At 49.3% G+C, this 13,906-nt stretch carries 13 protein-coding genes; 5 read left to right on the forward strand and 8 right to left on the reverse strand.

Going from position 1 to position 13,906, the window contains the following annotated elements; genetic code table 11:
- Window positions 1-25: 25 nt before the first annotated feature.
- Together ICL07_RS07645 and ICL07_RS07650 are read left to right on the forward strand one after the other, a co-directional pair.
- Window positions 26-817 carry a FecR family protein gene (locus ICL07_RS07645; RefSeq protein ID WP_188087329.1) on the forward strand — a complete coding sequence of 264 codons (792 nt, stop codon included), beginning with the start codon at window positions 26-28 and terminating at the stop codon, window positions 815-817.
- Between the two features lie 143 nt (window positions 818-960).
- Window positions 961-1,809: a dienelactone hydrolase family protein gene (locus ICL07_RS07650; protein WP_188087330.1), complete on the forward strand. Its 849-nt coding sequence runs from the start codon at window positions 961-963 to the stop codon at window positions 1,807-1,809.
- A 124-nt stretch (window positions 1,810-1,933) separates the two neighbouring features.
- On the opposite strand, the gene ICL07_RS07655 is transcribed toward ICL07_RS07650, so the two are convergent.
- The 6 genes from ICL07_RS07655 to ICL07_RS07680 form a co-directional block, all read right to left on the reverse strand.
- The gene (locus ICL07_RS07655) at window positions 1,934-2,965 is read right to left on the reverse strand and encodes a sugar phosphate isomerase/epimerase family protein (protein WP_188087331.1); all 1,032 of its coding nucleotides are present in this window, start codon (window positions 2,963-2,965) and stop codon (window positions 1,934-1,936) included.
- A gap of 136 nt (window positions 2,966-3,101) precedes the next feature.
- A complete protein-coding gene (locus tag ICL07_RS07660) occupies window positions 3,102-3,968 on the reverse strand; it encodes an alpha/beta hydrolase (protein ID WP_188087332.1) in 867 nt (288 codons plus the stop codon).
- Window positions 3,969-4,006: 38 nt separating this feature from the next.
- Entirely contained in the window at window positions 4,007-4,597 is a 591-nt protein-coding gene (locus tag ICL07_RS07665; RefSeq protein WP_188087333.1) for a TetR/AcrR family transcriptional regulator, read from the reverse strand.
- A 278-nt stretch (window positions 4,598-4,875) separates the two neighbouring features.
- A complete protein-coding gene (locus ICL07_RS07670) occupies window positions 4,876-5,577 on the reverse strand; it encodes a LytR/AlgR family response regulator transcription factor (RefSeq protein ID WP_188087334.1) in 702 nt (233 codons plus the stop codon).
- A gap of 32 nt (window positions 5,578-5,609) precedes the next feature.
- Complete coding sequence (locus ICL07_RS07675; protein ID WP_188087335.1) at window positions 5,610-6,815, reverse strand: DUF4407 domain-containing protein; 1,206 nt, start codon at window positions 6,813-6,815, stop codon at window positions 5,610-5,612.
- Between the two features lie 10 nt (window positions 6,816-6,825).
- Window positions 6,826-8,337, reverse strand: coding sequence for a sensor histidine kinase (locus tag ICL07_RS07680; protein ID WP_223151770.1), 1,512 nt, complete (start codon window positions 8,335-8,337; stop codon window positions 6,826-6,828).
- Between the two features lie 126 nt (window positions 8,338-8,463).
- Between ICL07_RS07680 and ICL07_RS07685 the strand changes: the two genes are divergently transcribed.
- Both ICL07_RS07685 and ICL07_RS07690 read left to right on the forward strand, forming a co-directional pair.
- On the forward strand, window positions 8,464-8,871 hold the full coding sequence (locus ICL07_RS07685; RefSeq protein WP_188087336.1) for a Dabb family protein: 408 nt from the start codon (window positions 8,464-8,466) through the stop codon (window positions 8,869-8,871).
- Between the two features lie 11 nt (window positions 8,872-8,882).
- Window positions 8,883-9,380, forward strand: coding sequence for a DinB family protein (locus tag ICL07_RS07690; protein WP_188087337.1), 498 nt, complete (start codon window positions 8,883-8,885; stop codon window positions 9,378-9,380).
- 42 nt (window positions 9,381-9,422) lie between these two features.
- Here ICL07_RS07690 and ICL07_RS07695 read toward each other — a convergent pair whose 3' ends face one another.
- On the reverse strand, window positions 9,423-10,889 hold the full coding sequence (locus ICL07_RS07695) for a sialate O-acetylesterase (RefSeq protein ID WP_246484989.1): 1,467 nt from the start codon (window positions 10,887-10,889) through the stop codon (window positions 9,423-9,425).
- Between the two features lie 267 nt (window positions 10,890-11,156).
- On the opposite strand from ICL07_RS07695, the gene ICL07_RS07700 reads away from it, so the two are divergent.
- Window positions 11,157-13,088, forward strand: a complete 1,932-nt coding sequence (locus ICL07_RS07700) for a gamma-glutamyltransferase family protein (protein ID WP_188087338.1) — start codon at window positions 11,157-11,159, stop codon at window positions 13,086-13,088.
- A gap of 100 nt (window positions 13,089-13,188) precedes the next feature.
- On the opposite strand, the gene ICL07_RS07705 is transcribed toward ICL07_RS07700, so the two are convergent.
- The gene (locus ICL07_RS07705) at window positions 13,189-13,890 is read right to left on the reverse strand and encodes a membrane or secreted protein (protein ID WP_188087339.1); all 702 of its coding nucleotides are present in this window, start codon (window positions 13,888-13,890) and stop codon (window positions 13,189-13,191) included.
- Window positions 13,891-13,906 lie beyond the last annotated feature (16 nt).

Consider the following 13,906-nt stretch of genomic DNA (forward strand, 5'->3'; position numbering starts at 1 on the left):
TTTTCTGTTGACAAACACCCGGAATATGAAAAAATCCCGAACGTGGCTTTATGCCTTGATTTTAGTGGCCTTAGGTGTCATCGTTCTGCTGACCTGGAAATTACGGGAGCCGTCCTCTAAGACGCCATCCTATAGCATAGCCGATTTAAAGGCATCTGGCGTAACCTACGCACTTCACCAGGGGAAGACCGGCAGCCGGACGGAGATCACCTTACCGGACAGTACGACTGTTATCCTGAACTCCGCTTCCGACCTGCACGTTCCCAGTGATTATGCCAAAGGCAACCGCACCGTGATCCTCGATGGCGACGCATTTTTTGACGTGAAGCCCGGCAAGGACAGTTTCACCGTTGTCAGCAGTATCCTGAAAGCTACGGTGCTGGGCACTTCCTTCCGTATGCGCTCCTTCGCCAGCCAACAGGGCGCCACCTATTATCAGCTGACAGGTTCCAGCCGTGTGGGCAAATCCTACCATTCCGCTACCGACAACCAGCCGGAAATACTGGAGCGCGGCCAGATGGTGCTGGCCAACCGGGAAATAGACCTGCTGGAGAAAGAAACCTATCATGCCGAAGAACTGGAAACCTGGCTTTCCGATATCCTCCGCATACAAAACGCTAATCCGATGGCTGTTTCCCGTTTACTGGAGGATTGGTTTGGGGTAGAAGTGGAAATGCATGGAGACGCCTCCAAAGCCCGTATCATTACCGAAGCCCTGTTTTTCAACGCTTCCCTGGAGGAGGTACTGACCAACCTTGCCGGCCAGCAAGGGTTTAAGTATAAAATCGATAAAAATAAAGTCATCCTCAATTTCTAGTATATTCATCAACGTTATACAAGCCCGGTGTACCCTCACCGGGCTTTTTTATGCCTAAGGTGTCGGTCTGCGCCGTGACATGGTACTTCAAGGCAATTCACCCGACATTTTTGTAATTTTATATTAACAAAAGCGCTCCATTTATGAAAAAACTATCCTTACTGCTGCTCTCGCTGGGCAGCACGCTCGGACTGTTCGCACAAACAGCTCCCTGCTGCCATACCACCGACGCCGTGACAGAATTTACCGGGCTGGCCAACCGGGAAGACTTCCGGATGGCACACAAGGACCCTCTCCCCTATACCTACCAGGGCACGGCCGGCGCCGAAGTGAGCTTTTCCGCTCCGGATGGTAAAACCGCCTATGGTTTCCTGTTTAAGGCGAAAAAGCCTACCGACAAATACCTGTTTGTATACCAGGAATGGTATGGTTTGAATGACTATGTAAAAAAGGAATCAGAGAAATTGTACAACGATCTGGGAGGCAATGTGAATGTACTGGCGGTAGACCTGTACGATAAAGTGGTAGCCACCAACCGGGAAGAAGCGGCAAAAACCATGCAATCCGTGCCCCGGGAACGGCTGAAAGCCATTATGGAAGGTGCCCGTGGCTATGCCGGTAAATCAGCGCATATTGTTACCCTCGGCTGGTGTTTCGGTGGAGCGATCGCCTTACAATCGGCACTGGTCAATGGCAGCCAGAACCTGGGTACTGTGATGTATTACGGTATGCCGGAAAAAGATGTGAACGCCCTCAAACAATTACATGGTCCGGTACTTGGATTGTTTGCCAATAAGGATAAAGGCATTACTCCCCAAATAGTAGACGAGTTTGAACAAAATATGAAAAAGGCAGGTAAAACGTTAACGGTTAAACGTTATGATGCAGAACATGCCTTCGCTAACCCCAGCAATCCGATTTATAACAGTGAAGCCACAAAGGATGCATATGCGAATACGTTGTCTTTTTTAAAGAAACGGTTCCAGCTGTAACATTTACGGATTTTTTGATTTAAGAATTTTGGAATTTAAAAATGCAGCGAAGAACATGTTATATGACGTAATCTTCACTGCATTTTTAAATTCCAAAATTCTTAAATCAAAAAATCCGTAAATGCTAAATCGCTCCCAGGCGTATCAGCAGCTCTTTAGACTTCTTCACACCTTCTTCTTCAGACAATCGGGTGCCTTCATATTCGATCCCGATAAAACCACCTTTATAGCCTGCATCTTTTACGATTTGCAGCATACGTTTGTAATCGATGGTGGTTTCATTACCGGCATCGTCGAAATCATAGGTTTTAGCGCTCACACCTTTTGCAAAAGGCATTAGTTCCGTCACCCCTTCATAACGGTCATACTCTTCGAGGCAGGTAGTTTTAGCCCATGCTTCCGGTGTATTGTTTTCCGGTTTACTTCTTTTGATGCAGAAATTACCCAGATCCGGCAGCGTGCCACAGTTAGGCATATTCACCGTTTTCATGATGTTGCTTAACCATTTACCATTGGAAGAAAAACTGCCGTGGTTTTCCACAATCACATTGATACCATGGTCTTTACCGAAAGTAGCCAGTTTAGTGAGCGATTCAATAGCAGCTTTGGCCACATCTTCCGCTTTACCTTCACCGGCGGCGTTTACACGGATAGCGTGGCAGCCGAGATATTGCGCCGCTTCCACCCATTTGTAGTGGTTTTCCACCGCCTGCAGGCGTTTTTTTGCGTTCTGGTCTCCCATCTCCCCTTCCCCGTCGCACATGATCAATACACTGCGTACGCCGTTGTCATCAGCGCGTTTTTTCATATCGGCCAGATAAGCCTGGTCTTTAGCTTTGTCTTTAAAGAACTGGTTTACATACTCCACACCGGTAATACCGAATTCATTTTTTGCGCGTGCTGCGAAGTCGAGGTGGTTCATTTTACCGGCAAAGAGCGCCTGGTGGAAAGACCATTCGGCCAGTGAAATCTTAAAAAACAGCTCTTTAGCGGCGTCGGCACCGGAGCCGGCTCCTGGTTTGGCAGTGCTGTCCTTACCATCTTTAGTAGATTGCCCTTCATTACATGCTGCCAGAACTGATGGCAGCAAACCGAGGCCCATAGTGTACATGCCCATTTGGCGCAGAAACTGACGGCGGTTGTTGATGCTACTCATATAACGTGGGTTTTTAAAATTAACAAGTGATTAAAAGTATTGATTTCAACGGGGTAAAGCAAGTTTGTTGCCGGAAATAAAAAAATCCGGTCAATGACCGGATTTTTTTCTGATAGGAATAATATAGGCAGATAGGTTAGCCGTTGCCCAGGAACTGTATCACTTCTTTGATCACCGGCTCCTGCCGCATGATACGGAAATGCCCTTCGCCGGTGATACGCAGTGCGCGGATAGCCGGGTACTCCTGCACATAGGCAGTAATCTCTTTCTCGTCCACCAGCGTATCGGTGGTGTCATAAGCCATCAATATTTTTTCTGCCTTGATCTGATTGATATACAGATGCAGGTCCATTTCTTCGAGGTTTTCGTGCAGCCGCTGATGAATCAGCTGCCGCAGTGGTGGCATCACCACCGGGTGTATTTTGAAAAGTTGTAACGCTTCATTAAAAAATACCGGGGCGCTGAGTGCAGCACTCAGCATCACCAGTCGCGGTACCTGCACGGTTTTGCGGGACAGCGTAAGGGCTGCGTTTAGTCCTCCCAGTGAGTGCCCGATAATAGCATATAACGGTCCCGTTTGTACGATAATTTGTTCCAGTACATGCGCCCATTGAACCAGATTGGTGCGTTTCCCATCTGATTCGCCATGCGCCGGCGCATCGTAGGCAATTACTTCATATCCCTGGTGGACCAGCGTATGGATCAATTGCCGGAAATGAAAGGGGCTACCACCCCAGCCATGCAGTAACAATATTTTTTTATCCGATGTACCCCAGCGATAGGTGGTGATCTTTAGTGGCCGTTTATCGAAAGCGTAACGGGTAACCGTCAGTTGATCCAGCCGGGCCGTGCTACGCAGCTCCGATGAACGCGCTTTAGTACCCGGAGGCGTACAGTACAGGCGGTAAAACAGCCGGGCCGTTAGTCCGGGAAAGGGTTTGCTCATGCCGGATAGCAGGAAGGCTGTCATCCGTAATGACAACGGTAAAACCTGGTGTTGCATCTTTCAGACCGATTGGTTTATTATTTGGACTAAAAAAATCACTTACAGTGACGTTTGATTTCTTTCCTTAAAAAATCCAGTACTATCAGCATTTGCCGGTTGTTGTTGGTGATGCCGGTGACAAAAATCGCCCCTTCCAGCATGGTAAACATCAACACGGAAAACTTGTCCTCATCCCAGTCTTTTTTGAACTCCCCGTTTTCTTTGCCCAGTTGCACCAGTTGGCGGATACGCAGTTGAAAATACGCCACCAGTTCCTGCACTTTCTCTTTCAATATCGGGTTGGTGTCATCCGCCTCCACGCCGAAGTTGAGCATAGGGCAACCACCGGCAATATTGCGGTTGAGCGGAAAACGGGCATAATACGAGAAAAGCGCTTCGAACTTACGTATGGCCGTAGGCTCGGGGCCGGTCACCGCTTTAAGCCGTTGTTTTTCCTGCTCCGCGATGTAGTCGAACACCTCTGCCACCATTTCCTCTTTGGAGGAGAAGTTGCCATACAGCCCTCCTTTAGCCAGCCGGGTCGCCTCCATGATATCACTGATAGCCGTACCGGCTACGCCTTTTTGGTTAAAGATGGGCGCTGCCGTTTCAATGATAAACTGCTTCGTTCTCGCTGCTTTGTTCATAAAATTGAAATTAGACCTTTCGGTCGATTTTAGCAAATAAAAATGACTGGCGGGAGAAGATAAATTGCATTTCCGACACGTGTGATGGTGGGAGCATTCCCTTGAGACCCTGGGCCAGGATGTTTTTACTGGTATCCGTTAATGATGTGTGGCTTCACTTTAAGCCATATTGTCGAAATGAATACACCTATAAAACGGATCTGGTTGCAAAACCAACCTTTCTCTGTAAATAAGCCCATGGTGATTATAAGATACTGGAACGACATCTTAGCCCTGGGCTAAGATGCACCGAGTATATTATCCACCGCGGTGCCATAGGCAGCCCCGATCGGAATGGCGATATTACGGATATAAAGTGCGGTGCGGTCGGCCCGCTCTACTTTATCATTGGCGACGATATAGGAACGGTGCACACGGGTAAAAAGCGCCGCAGGCAGGAGGTCCATCGCTTCCTGCATGGACAGCCGCGAAATCAGCCGGCGGTCTTTCAGGATAAAATTCACATAGTTGCCGGCGCTTTCCAGGTACAGGATATCTTCCAGCATAATCTTAAACTGTTCGTATCCGCTTTTCAGGAAAATATACGGGAGGCTCTCTTTAGGCTGCGGATTTTGTTGTTTCAGCTGCCACAGGCTATGCGCCTTATTACAGGCTTTGATAAAACGGATGAGCGAAAAAGGTTTCAGCAGGTAATCCACCGCATCCAGTTCAAAACTTTTCACCGCATGTTCGGAATAGGCAGTGGTAAAGATGGTCATAGGTGGTTGTGGCAGACTGGCAATAAAATCCAGTCCGGATATATCGGGCATTTTGATATCCAGGAAAAGGAGGTCCACCTTTTCCCTGCTCAGAAACTCCATAGCTTCATATGCGTTGGTAAAATAGCCCTTAATATCCAGAAAAGGCACCATGGCAGCGTGATTCCTGATCACAGCCAGGGCTACCGGTTCATCATCAATTGCAATGGCGGCAAGCTTCATAACACTACATTTTCCAGTAACAAGATAGGGATTTACGAAATTTTACCAAGCAACAGGTTTTTCATCTGTCGCCATAGCTGGCGGTACTGCCGGTTTTCCCGGTGTTGCCAATCCTTTACAATAGCGGCGGCTTCTTCCCTTCGCAGCTGCCGGGTATTTTCAAATACTTCGTCCACGATTTCCTTATCAGCTGCTAACGCCGCTTCCTGGTAATGTTGCAATAGTTCCTTTCCGGCAGCGGTTTCCAACCGGGCGGCAGCCATGTTTTGGGCGGCGGCGCCGGCAATCCGTTCTTCGTACTCTCCTTTTGGCATCAGCACTTTACTCAGTAACGGCATAATTTCTATCAGGGTGATGATAAATACAATAAGCCGGTACCGTTGCTGCAGCGCGGGGTGCTGTTCGGTGAGCTCATGCAGGGCTTCTACCTGCGCCAGGAAACCATCGGTGAGGGTACTCAGATAGATCGTTTCCCTGAGACTGTCCGCGCTATGCATGGCTGCCAGCTGCGCCTGAAGCTGTTGTTCTTTCGGCGCCCAATCCTGTTGCAGGGCAGCCAGTTCATCTTCCGATTTCAGGTAAGCTGATTTTTTCACCCGGGCGACGGAAGACTCTCCTATTCTACCGGAACCGCCGGTACCGTCTGTTTCCCTGATATAAGTGTCTTTATAAAATTTCAGTTCCCGTGTTTGCTGTTCTACCCGTTGCCGCCCTCTGTCCAGCGCCTGCTGCAGTTCTGTCCGTTGACCGGCATTCATGGTGGTCAGTTGTTTACGGTAGGCTTCGAGTTTCGTTTGTTTACTCAGCTCCAGCTGTGCGATAATGTCTTTCTTAAACAACATCAGCACTACCGGCTGTGAAATAAATAATCCGATAGTAACGGCCAGCAATAAACGAAATGCGACCGGCATCAGCCGCAGATTGCCATTGCCGCGGGACATAGCGGCGATCAGCGTTCTGTCGATGGAGAGAATGGCGAAACCAAAAAACAACGCCAACGGCAGTACGATCATATCATCTTTGATGATGGTGGAGAAAAAATATCCCCAGGCCAGGGTGGCAAACAACCAGGTCACCATCACAGAAAGGCCAATGATACGATAACGCTCTTTCTCTGTTTTGCATTCGGCCAGTACATCGCCATCAGCCGCCGCCAGCCACCACAGGAAGCGGGTGATACCATCCGGCGCCGCAGCTGCTTTGATCTCATCTTTTGTATGTAAGTCTGTTTTCAACATCTTCCTAAAATCAATCTTTAACATCAATGGTCAGGTGAACAAAAAATTCATTGGCGGTATGCCGGATACTCAGCTCATGGCGATTAGGATACAACAGCGCCAGGCGCTCTCTCACATTATTCAGTCCAATGCCCATGCTGTCGCGCTCCGGATCATTCTCCGGACGCTGGTGTACAGTGTTGACCACATCGAAGAAAAGCTGTTCGGCGTTGCAGCTCAGCGAAATCACGATACGGGAGCGGTTACGCAGGCTGATACCGTGTTTAAAAGCGTTTTCCACAAACGGAATGAGCAACATCGGTGCTATTTCGTGCTCGCACTGGCTCTCATCGATATTCACTTCAATCAGGATATCCGGAGAAGACATTACGCGCAGCCGTTGCAGGTCGATGTAATTCTGAAGGTAAGCCACTTCCTTGTCCAGCGGAATTTTCGCCAGGTGGTTATCATGCAGCATAAAACGCATCATATCGCCCAGCTTCTGGATACCTTCGCTGGTACGCGGCGCCTCTTCCTGCAAAGCCGTACCATACAAGGTGTTCAGGGCATTGAACAGGAAATGGGGGTTGATCTGCGCCCGCAGGAAATCCATATTGGCGGTAGAATGCCCCAGCGCCGTTTTCAGGTTTTTCACCATCACAAGCTGCTTCTGGCGGGACTGGTAGAGGAACCAGGTCAACGGCAATACCAGGCCGGCAGATATCAGTACGCCAAAGATGAGCGCCGGTGGGAAAAATCCCCCGCCACCGTGGCGGATAGCCCGGATAACCATCGTCATCAGGAAATTTACGCCCAATATCAACAAGGCGATATCGCGGATAAAAAGCCGCTGATTGTGATGCACCAGTTTAAAATCGGGAATGATTTTATAATAAAGGATGAAACCAATACTAACGAAGACAGGGCCGAAGTACAGCATTGCCCGGAAAGCATCCCTGGAATCGTTGAACATCAGTGCTATCACCACCTCCAACCCTGCCAGTACCATCAACACCTCGCGGATGGTCTTGCGGTACTGGGGATTGACCACTATACGTTCATGCAGGTACTCGAAATAGATTTGCCGGAGGATATAGTAAACAATATACAATACCCCGCAAAAGATAGTAGTGATAAAAGCCGATTTCGCAAAATGCATGTGCGCCCCTCTCACCGTGTCGTATACGCCCAACAGGTAACCATTGTAGTAAGAAGTCGCCACCATCATCAGCAGGAAAAACAGCAGGCCTGTCAATAACAGCAGCAGCATCCCCAGCCACCATCTTTTTTTCTCCAGGAACTTAGGTACAATCACAAAGTTCACCATCAGGAAACCGCCATACACCAGTACAATACGGGACAGTGCAGGCAGCAGGTAGTGAATATAATAATCAAATACCTGGTGATAGCGGGCAAACTTGTACCCGTACATCTCTTGTAGCTCAAATACGTTGTAGATAATACTGGGATAGAGCAGGCCAAACATCAGCAGCAGGGCGAATCCTGTTGCTACACCAAACTCTAATTTCCTGAACTGGTCCATAAGCGGGAATATTTACGGCAATATTAGCCATTGAAAAGGTGCAGCCGGTCAAAATGGGATGAAAATACCGGATTATGGGATGAATCGCTGATCTTTATTATTTTCAGGTCCTTAAATGTACGCCTTATGAAAACTTCCAGCAGAAGAAAGTTCCTCGGCACAACTGCCACTTTATGCGCCGGTAGCGCCGCTGCCGCCATGCCGTTGGTCGCCGGCAAACCGAAATACCCTGTTTCCCACCATGTATTTTTCTGGTTGAAGAACCCCGGTTCCACTGCCGACCGTGACAAACTGGTGGAAGGTGTTAAAACGCTGTCCCGTATTCCGGCTATAGGAGAACTCCACGTAGGTGTGGTGGCCGGCACCGAAAAAAGAGATGTGGTAGATACCAGCTGGGCTGTATCAGAGCTGATCTTTTTCCGGGATGTGGCCGCACAGGCCACCTATCAGACACATCCCATCCATCTGGATTTTATTAAAAATTATGGCCACCTGTGGGAAAGAGTGGTAGTATACGACGCCTTGGAAGTATAAACCTTATCGATATGGCAACAGAGTATTGGATGCAGGGACCGGTAGCCGGTATCCCTGCTTTGTTACAGCCTGTGGCCCATGCGCTTTTACAGGCCAGGGCAGAAATAAATGCCCTGATGACCGGTTTTCCCGAAAACCGCCTCTGGGAGCAACCCGCCGGCGTGGCCGCTCCCGGCTTTCACCTACAGCATCTCCGGGGCGTGCTGGACCGGCTTTTCACGTATGCACAGGCGCAGTTATTATCACCGCAGCAACTCGAAGCATTAGCCGCCGAAGGGACACCCGGAGCCGGTTCCGCCGCCTTACTGGATGCTTTCAACCAGCAGGTGGATAAAGCACTGCAACAGTTGTCGCAGACCGATCCCGCCACGCTGACCGACTTCAGAGGCGTTGGCCGTAAGCAGCTGCCCTCTACCGTACAGGGATTGTTATTTCATGCGGCAGAACATACCATGCGGCATACCGGGCAATTGCTGGTAACGGTGAGTGTCATAAAAAAAGGGCTGTAACCAGCCCTTTTCATTTAGGTATTTAGTTATTTAGATATTTAGTTATTTTTTGGCGGGAAGCTGGTATCCTTTACCCTCCGTAACGCCCTTCCAGGTATCGGTGCGGAACGGCGCTGCCGGCAGTCCTTCCTTGTTAAAGAGATTGCCATCCGCCGCATCATCGGCCCAGTTGTACCGTACCGTTACCGGGGTAGCTACCTGGTCGCTGGACACGACTACTTTGCCGTTTATAACCGATGCTTTGGCATAGTGAAACTGTCCGTCAGCACCAGCTACTTCAAACCCTTTCAGGTAACCGTAGCGGTCTTTTACCATCAGGCCGGTGCCGGGGTCCGTGAATGATAACCATGCTTTATCTCCCTGGATATCCATGGATTTGAATACCGGTCCGGAAGGGACTACCGGTTTAGCATATACGTTTTTCAGCACATTAAACGCCAGCCTTTTACCCACATCCTGTTTATTCCGGGGATGGATATCATTTCTTTCTCCGATGTCTGTAATCACCGCCATGCCTGTATTAGGCAGGGACAGCGTCATCGCCTGCGCTTCCCGCAGTTCAGCCCAGGTGCTGCCATTGCGGCTATTTCCTTCTACTTTGCCGTTGTTGGCATCGAAACTGGCGAGTTGTACAAAATAAAAGGGAAAATCACCTTGTTTCCATTGATTGCGCCAATCGGTGATCATCAGCGGAAAAGATTGACGGTATTGGTAAGCGCGGCCTGCATTAGCTTCTCCCTGGTACCATATAGCGCCTTTGATACCGAACGGCAGCAGCGGATGGATCATGGCATTAAAAAGGCAAGCCGGATAACCATTAGGGCCGGTGATAGAATCAATACCCAGTGGTTCCGACATCATCTGGCGGAAGGTTTCACTACTGAGAAAACCTTTCCGGCTGATCCAGGCTTCCACCTGGGTACCGCCCCAGGCCGTATGGATCAGGCCTATCGGCACCTGCAGCTCTTTATGCAATTCACGTCCAAAGAAATAACTCACCGCGCTGAAATTGCCTACATTTTCCGGTGTAGCAGGATACCAGCTGGCAGCAGCTACATGTTCCAGCGGTTCTTTGGCTGCCGCTCTTTTTACCGTGAACTCCCGTATCTGCGGGTAATTGGCGGCCTGTACCTCCTCAGCAGCTTTGGTCACATCTCTTACATGAAATTCCATATTGGACTGTCCTGAGCAGATCCACACATCGCCCATCATCACATTATCGAAGGTGACATTGTTTTTGCCGTTAACCGTCAACACAAAGGGCCCCCCTGCTGCTTCCGGTTTCAGCTTCACCATCCATTTACCGTCGTTACCGGTTTTAACGGATTGTTTTTGCTCCTTGAACTGTACCGTTACTTTTTCGCCTTTATCGGCCCAGCCCCAGACATAGATGGGTTGGCTGCGCTGCAGGACCATCCCGTTGCCAAAAAATTCAGGTAAAGTAACGTTGGCGGATACACTCTCCGCTATTAACAAACAGGCTGCCAGCAGCCAGAACATTCTGATCATGGTTGATAAAATTTGCGTGCTTGGTTAGGGGAGAAAAAATACTAAAAAGAAAGTTCCGATGCAAGCTGCTTTTTTCCGGGGGCATATTATCATCGTATAGAAGCTGCACAGGAGTATGGTAATATTATAGCGTTAATATCATTGTTATGCGCTATTTTTATTACCAAAGATAGTTTGTATGTATGTAGTCACAGACTACCCTATCCTGGCGGCACAGTCATGTGTTGCCCGTTTTCAAACCAATATCCGACATCGCAAATTTGCTTTATGAGACATCTTCTTTTATGGCTGGCGGCCTTTCTTTTGCTGACCGGCGCACACGCACAACAGACTCAGAAACCGCCGCTACACGGCAAAAAATGGATGGCCGTTACCGGCAAACCGCTGGCGGCTACTGCCGGCTCCATGATTTTTCAACGGGGCGGTAACGCCGTAGACGCTGCCTGCGCCATGCTGGCAGCCACCTGCACCATGTGGGACGTACTCAGCTGGGGTGGAGAAACACAAGCGCTGATCTACAATCCAAAAACCGGGAAAGTGATTGCCATCAATGCTTTGGGCGTAGCTCCCACCGGCGCTACACCGGCGTTTTTTAAATCCAAAGGTTACGATTTCCCGCCGGAATATGGTCCCCTGGCGGCTGTCACGCCTGGTACTGCTGGTGGTCTTTGTTATATGCTGGCACAATACGGCACCATGAGCCTGAAAGAAGTACTGGCGCCGGCCATAGACATGGCGGCCGGTTACCCTATAGAAGCGCAGACCGCCAACAGTATAGAACGCGGTAAAAAATACATTCATCAGTGGCCTTATAGCAAAGCTGTTTTCCTCACCCATCCGGGAGAAAAAAGGGAAGCACCTGAAGCCGGAGAGTTGTTTGTGCAGAAAGACCTGCTGGCTACCCTCACCAAAATGGTGGAAGCAGAACAGGAAGCACTGAAAAAACACAAAAGCCGTAAAGAGGCTATCATGGCGGCATACGACCGCTTCTACAAAGGCGACATTGCCCGTGAATTTGTACGGGGTTGCCAGGAACAAGGCGGACTCATCACCCTGGAAGACCTGGCCCGCTGGAAGCCTGTTGAAGAAGAGCCTTTACATGTGAATTACCGCGGCATTGACGTATATAAACTGCAGGAATGGACACAAGGTCCCATGTTACTGCAAAGCCTCAACATTCTCGAAAATTTCGACCTGAAAGCCATGGGATATAATTCACCCCAATATATCCATACGCTCTATCAAACGATGAACCTGGCTTTCGCCGACCGCGACTTTTATTATGGAGACCCGTATTTCAATAAGAACAGGGCTATCGAAGGGTTACTGAATAAAGACTACGCCAAAGCGAGAGCTAAACAGATATCATCAGACCGCAACGATGCCGGTGCCGGTCCGGGCGATCCTTATCCCTATATCGGTAAAACCAATCCCTACCTGCATTTCCTGGAAGAGCGCAATGCCTTTATGGATACCAGCAACGGCCGTAAGCCCGGTGGCTTTGTACCCAAACACGACGCGACCGGCTTCCGGTCCACCAATGCGCCGGAACAGCTGTACGCGCAGCAGTCAGCCGACAGCGCCTACCATGACCGCCTCTGGCGCGGTACCACCAGCGTTGAAGCGGCCGATAAAGACGGATGGGTAGTATCTATCACGCCCAGCGGTGGCTGGCTGCCCGCTTGTATCGCCGGCCGCACCGGCATCGGTATGAGCCAGCGCCTGCAAAGTTTTGTACTGGATTCCGCCATTTGCCCTTTTAACGTGATAGCACCCGGCAAAAGACCCCGGGTAACACTGACCCCTTCCATGGCATTAAAAGACGGAAAACCATACCTCTCTTTCGCTGTACAGGGCGGTGATACACAAGACCAGAACCTGCTGCAGTTTCTTTTGAACATGGTAGATTTCGGTATGACCGTGCAACAAGCCACAGAAGCTGCGAATATCAATACCAATCAATTATGGTTATCCCTTGGCGGCAGCAAGGTAAGCGACCGTATGCCCAGGCCGGGAAGCCTGTTACTCAACAGTAATACACCCGAAAAAACGCGTAAAGTCCTGGAAGGCATGGGGTATCATCTCAGTTTTGAAGAACGTACCAGCGGGCCTATCAACGCTATTTTCCTGGACCGCGCCCACGGCACGTTGTGGGGAGGCAGCAGTAACCATGGCGAAGATTATGGAATAGGCTGGTGATAATATTTGGTTATTTGGTTATTTATTTATTTGATTATTTAAAGAACACCCGGGCATCCATTAAATAATCAAATAAATAAATAACTGAATAACTAAATAATCAAATGGTTTTCTGCCATACTTCGTGTATCGGTTCTCCTTTGGAGCTTAATCCGCTGTGGTCCCAGGAGTTGCCTTCCACTTTTCCTTTGAAGCTCAATGCTGCGCCTACACGGGAATTATCACGGGAGAAGAAATCAATTTTTTCTGTGTATACGCCATTCTGGAAAGTATAGGTACCGCCGCCGGTGCCAAAGAACTCCCCGGTATCAGTATTGATAGCCACCCACTGAAAGCGGCTACCGGTAAGAATTTTAACTGTTTTACGGGCGCCGGGTGTGATGGTATTCATTTTCCCGTTCTGTTCCCGGCCGGTGATTTTCCAGCTGCCTGCCAGCGGACCGTCTCCGTTATCTATGCGGGTCCATTCCACGCGCTGGCCACCACCCTGCGTGGTGATGATTTTTCCATTGGCATAAGATATAGGCACGTTACCTTCATAACCTACCTGGCTGCGTTCCTCCGTGTTGAATTCTATTTTTATGGACACATCATCACTGCCGGCCGCTTTCCAGGTACCGCCCATGGTATCAATAAAGCTGGTATCGCTATAGGTGGTGATCGAAAAATATCCCGGTGTAATCAGCAGGATGCTGTTAACACCGCCGGTGGAGGATTTCCATGCTCCCTGGATATTATCCTGCGTTTTCCCGATGGTCGCAAAGGCGCACAGGAAAGTCAAAAGAAGGCATAATGTTCTCATATAAAGCTGTTTTATA

This window comes from Chitinophaga qingshengii, from assembly GCF_014529935.1.
In the GTDB taxonomy this organism is placed as follows: Bacteria; Bacteroidota; Bacteroidia; order Chitinophagales; family Chitinophagaceae; genus Chitinophaga; species Chitinophaga qingshengii.

What these genes read in the sequence shown, in the direction of transcription:
- ICL07_RS07645 (WP_188087329.1), top strand. Translation starts at nt 26, where the DNA reads ATGAAAAAATCCCGAACGTGGCTTTATGCCTTGATTTTAGTGGCCTTA.
- ICL07_RS07650 (WP_188087330.1), top strand. Translation starts at nt 961, where the DNA reads ATGAAAAAACTATCCTTACTGCTGCTCTCGCTGGGCAGCACGCTCGGA.
- ICL07_RS07655 (WP_188087331.1), bottom strand. Translation starts at nt 2,965, where the DNA reads ATGAGTAGCATCAACAACCGCCGTCAGTTTCTGCGCCAAATGGGCATG.
- ICL07_RS07660 (WP_188087332.1), bottom strand. Translation starts at nt 3,968, where the DNA reads ATGCAACACCAGGTTTTACCGTTGTCATTACGGATGACAGCCTTCCTG.
- ICL07_RS07665 (WP_188087333.1), bottom strand. Translation starts at nt 4,597, where the DNA reads ATGAACAAAGCAGCGAGAACGAAGCAGTTTATCATTGAAACGGCAGCG.
- ICL07_RS07670 (WP_188087334.1), bottom strand. Translation starts at nt 5,577, where the DNA reads ATGAAGCTTGCCGCCATTGCAATTGATGATGAACCGGTAGCCCTGGCT.
- ICL07_RS07675 (WP_188087335.1), bottom strand. Translation starts at nt 6,815, where the DNA reads ATGTTGAAAACAGACTTACATACAAAAGATGAGATCAAAGCAGCTGCG.
- ICL07_RS07680 (WP_223151770.1), bottom strand. Translation starts at nt 8,337, where the DNA reads ATGGACCAGTTCAGGAAATTAGAGTTTGGTGTAGCAACAGGATTCGCC.
- ICL07_RS07685 (WP_188087336.1), top strand. Translation starts at nt 8,464, where the DNA reads ATGAAAACTTCCAGCAGAAGAAAGTTCCTCGGCACAACTGCCACTTTA.
- ICL07_RS07690 (WP_188087337.1), top strand. Translation starts at nt 8,883, where the DNA reads ATGGCAACAGAGTATTGGATGCAGGGACCGGTAGCCGGTATCCCTGCT.
- ICL07_RS07695 (WP_246484989.1), bottom strand. Translation starts at nt 10,889, where the DNA reads ATGATCAGAATGTTCTGGCTGCTGGCAGCCTGTTTGTTAATAGCGGAG.
- ICL07_RS07700 (WP_188087338.1), top strand. Translation starts at nt 11,157, where the DNA reads ATGAGACATCTTCTTTTATGGCTGGCGGCCTTTCTTTTGCTGACCGGC.
- ICL07_RS07705 (WP_188087339.1), bottom strand. Translation starts at nt 13,890, where the DNA reads ATGAGAACATTATGCCTTCTTTTGACTTTCCTGTGCGCCTTTGCGACC.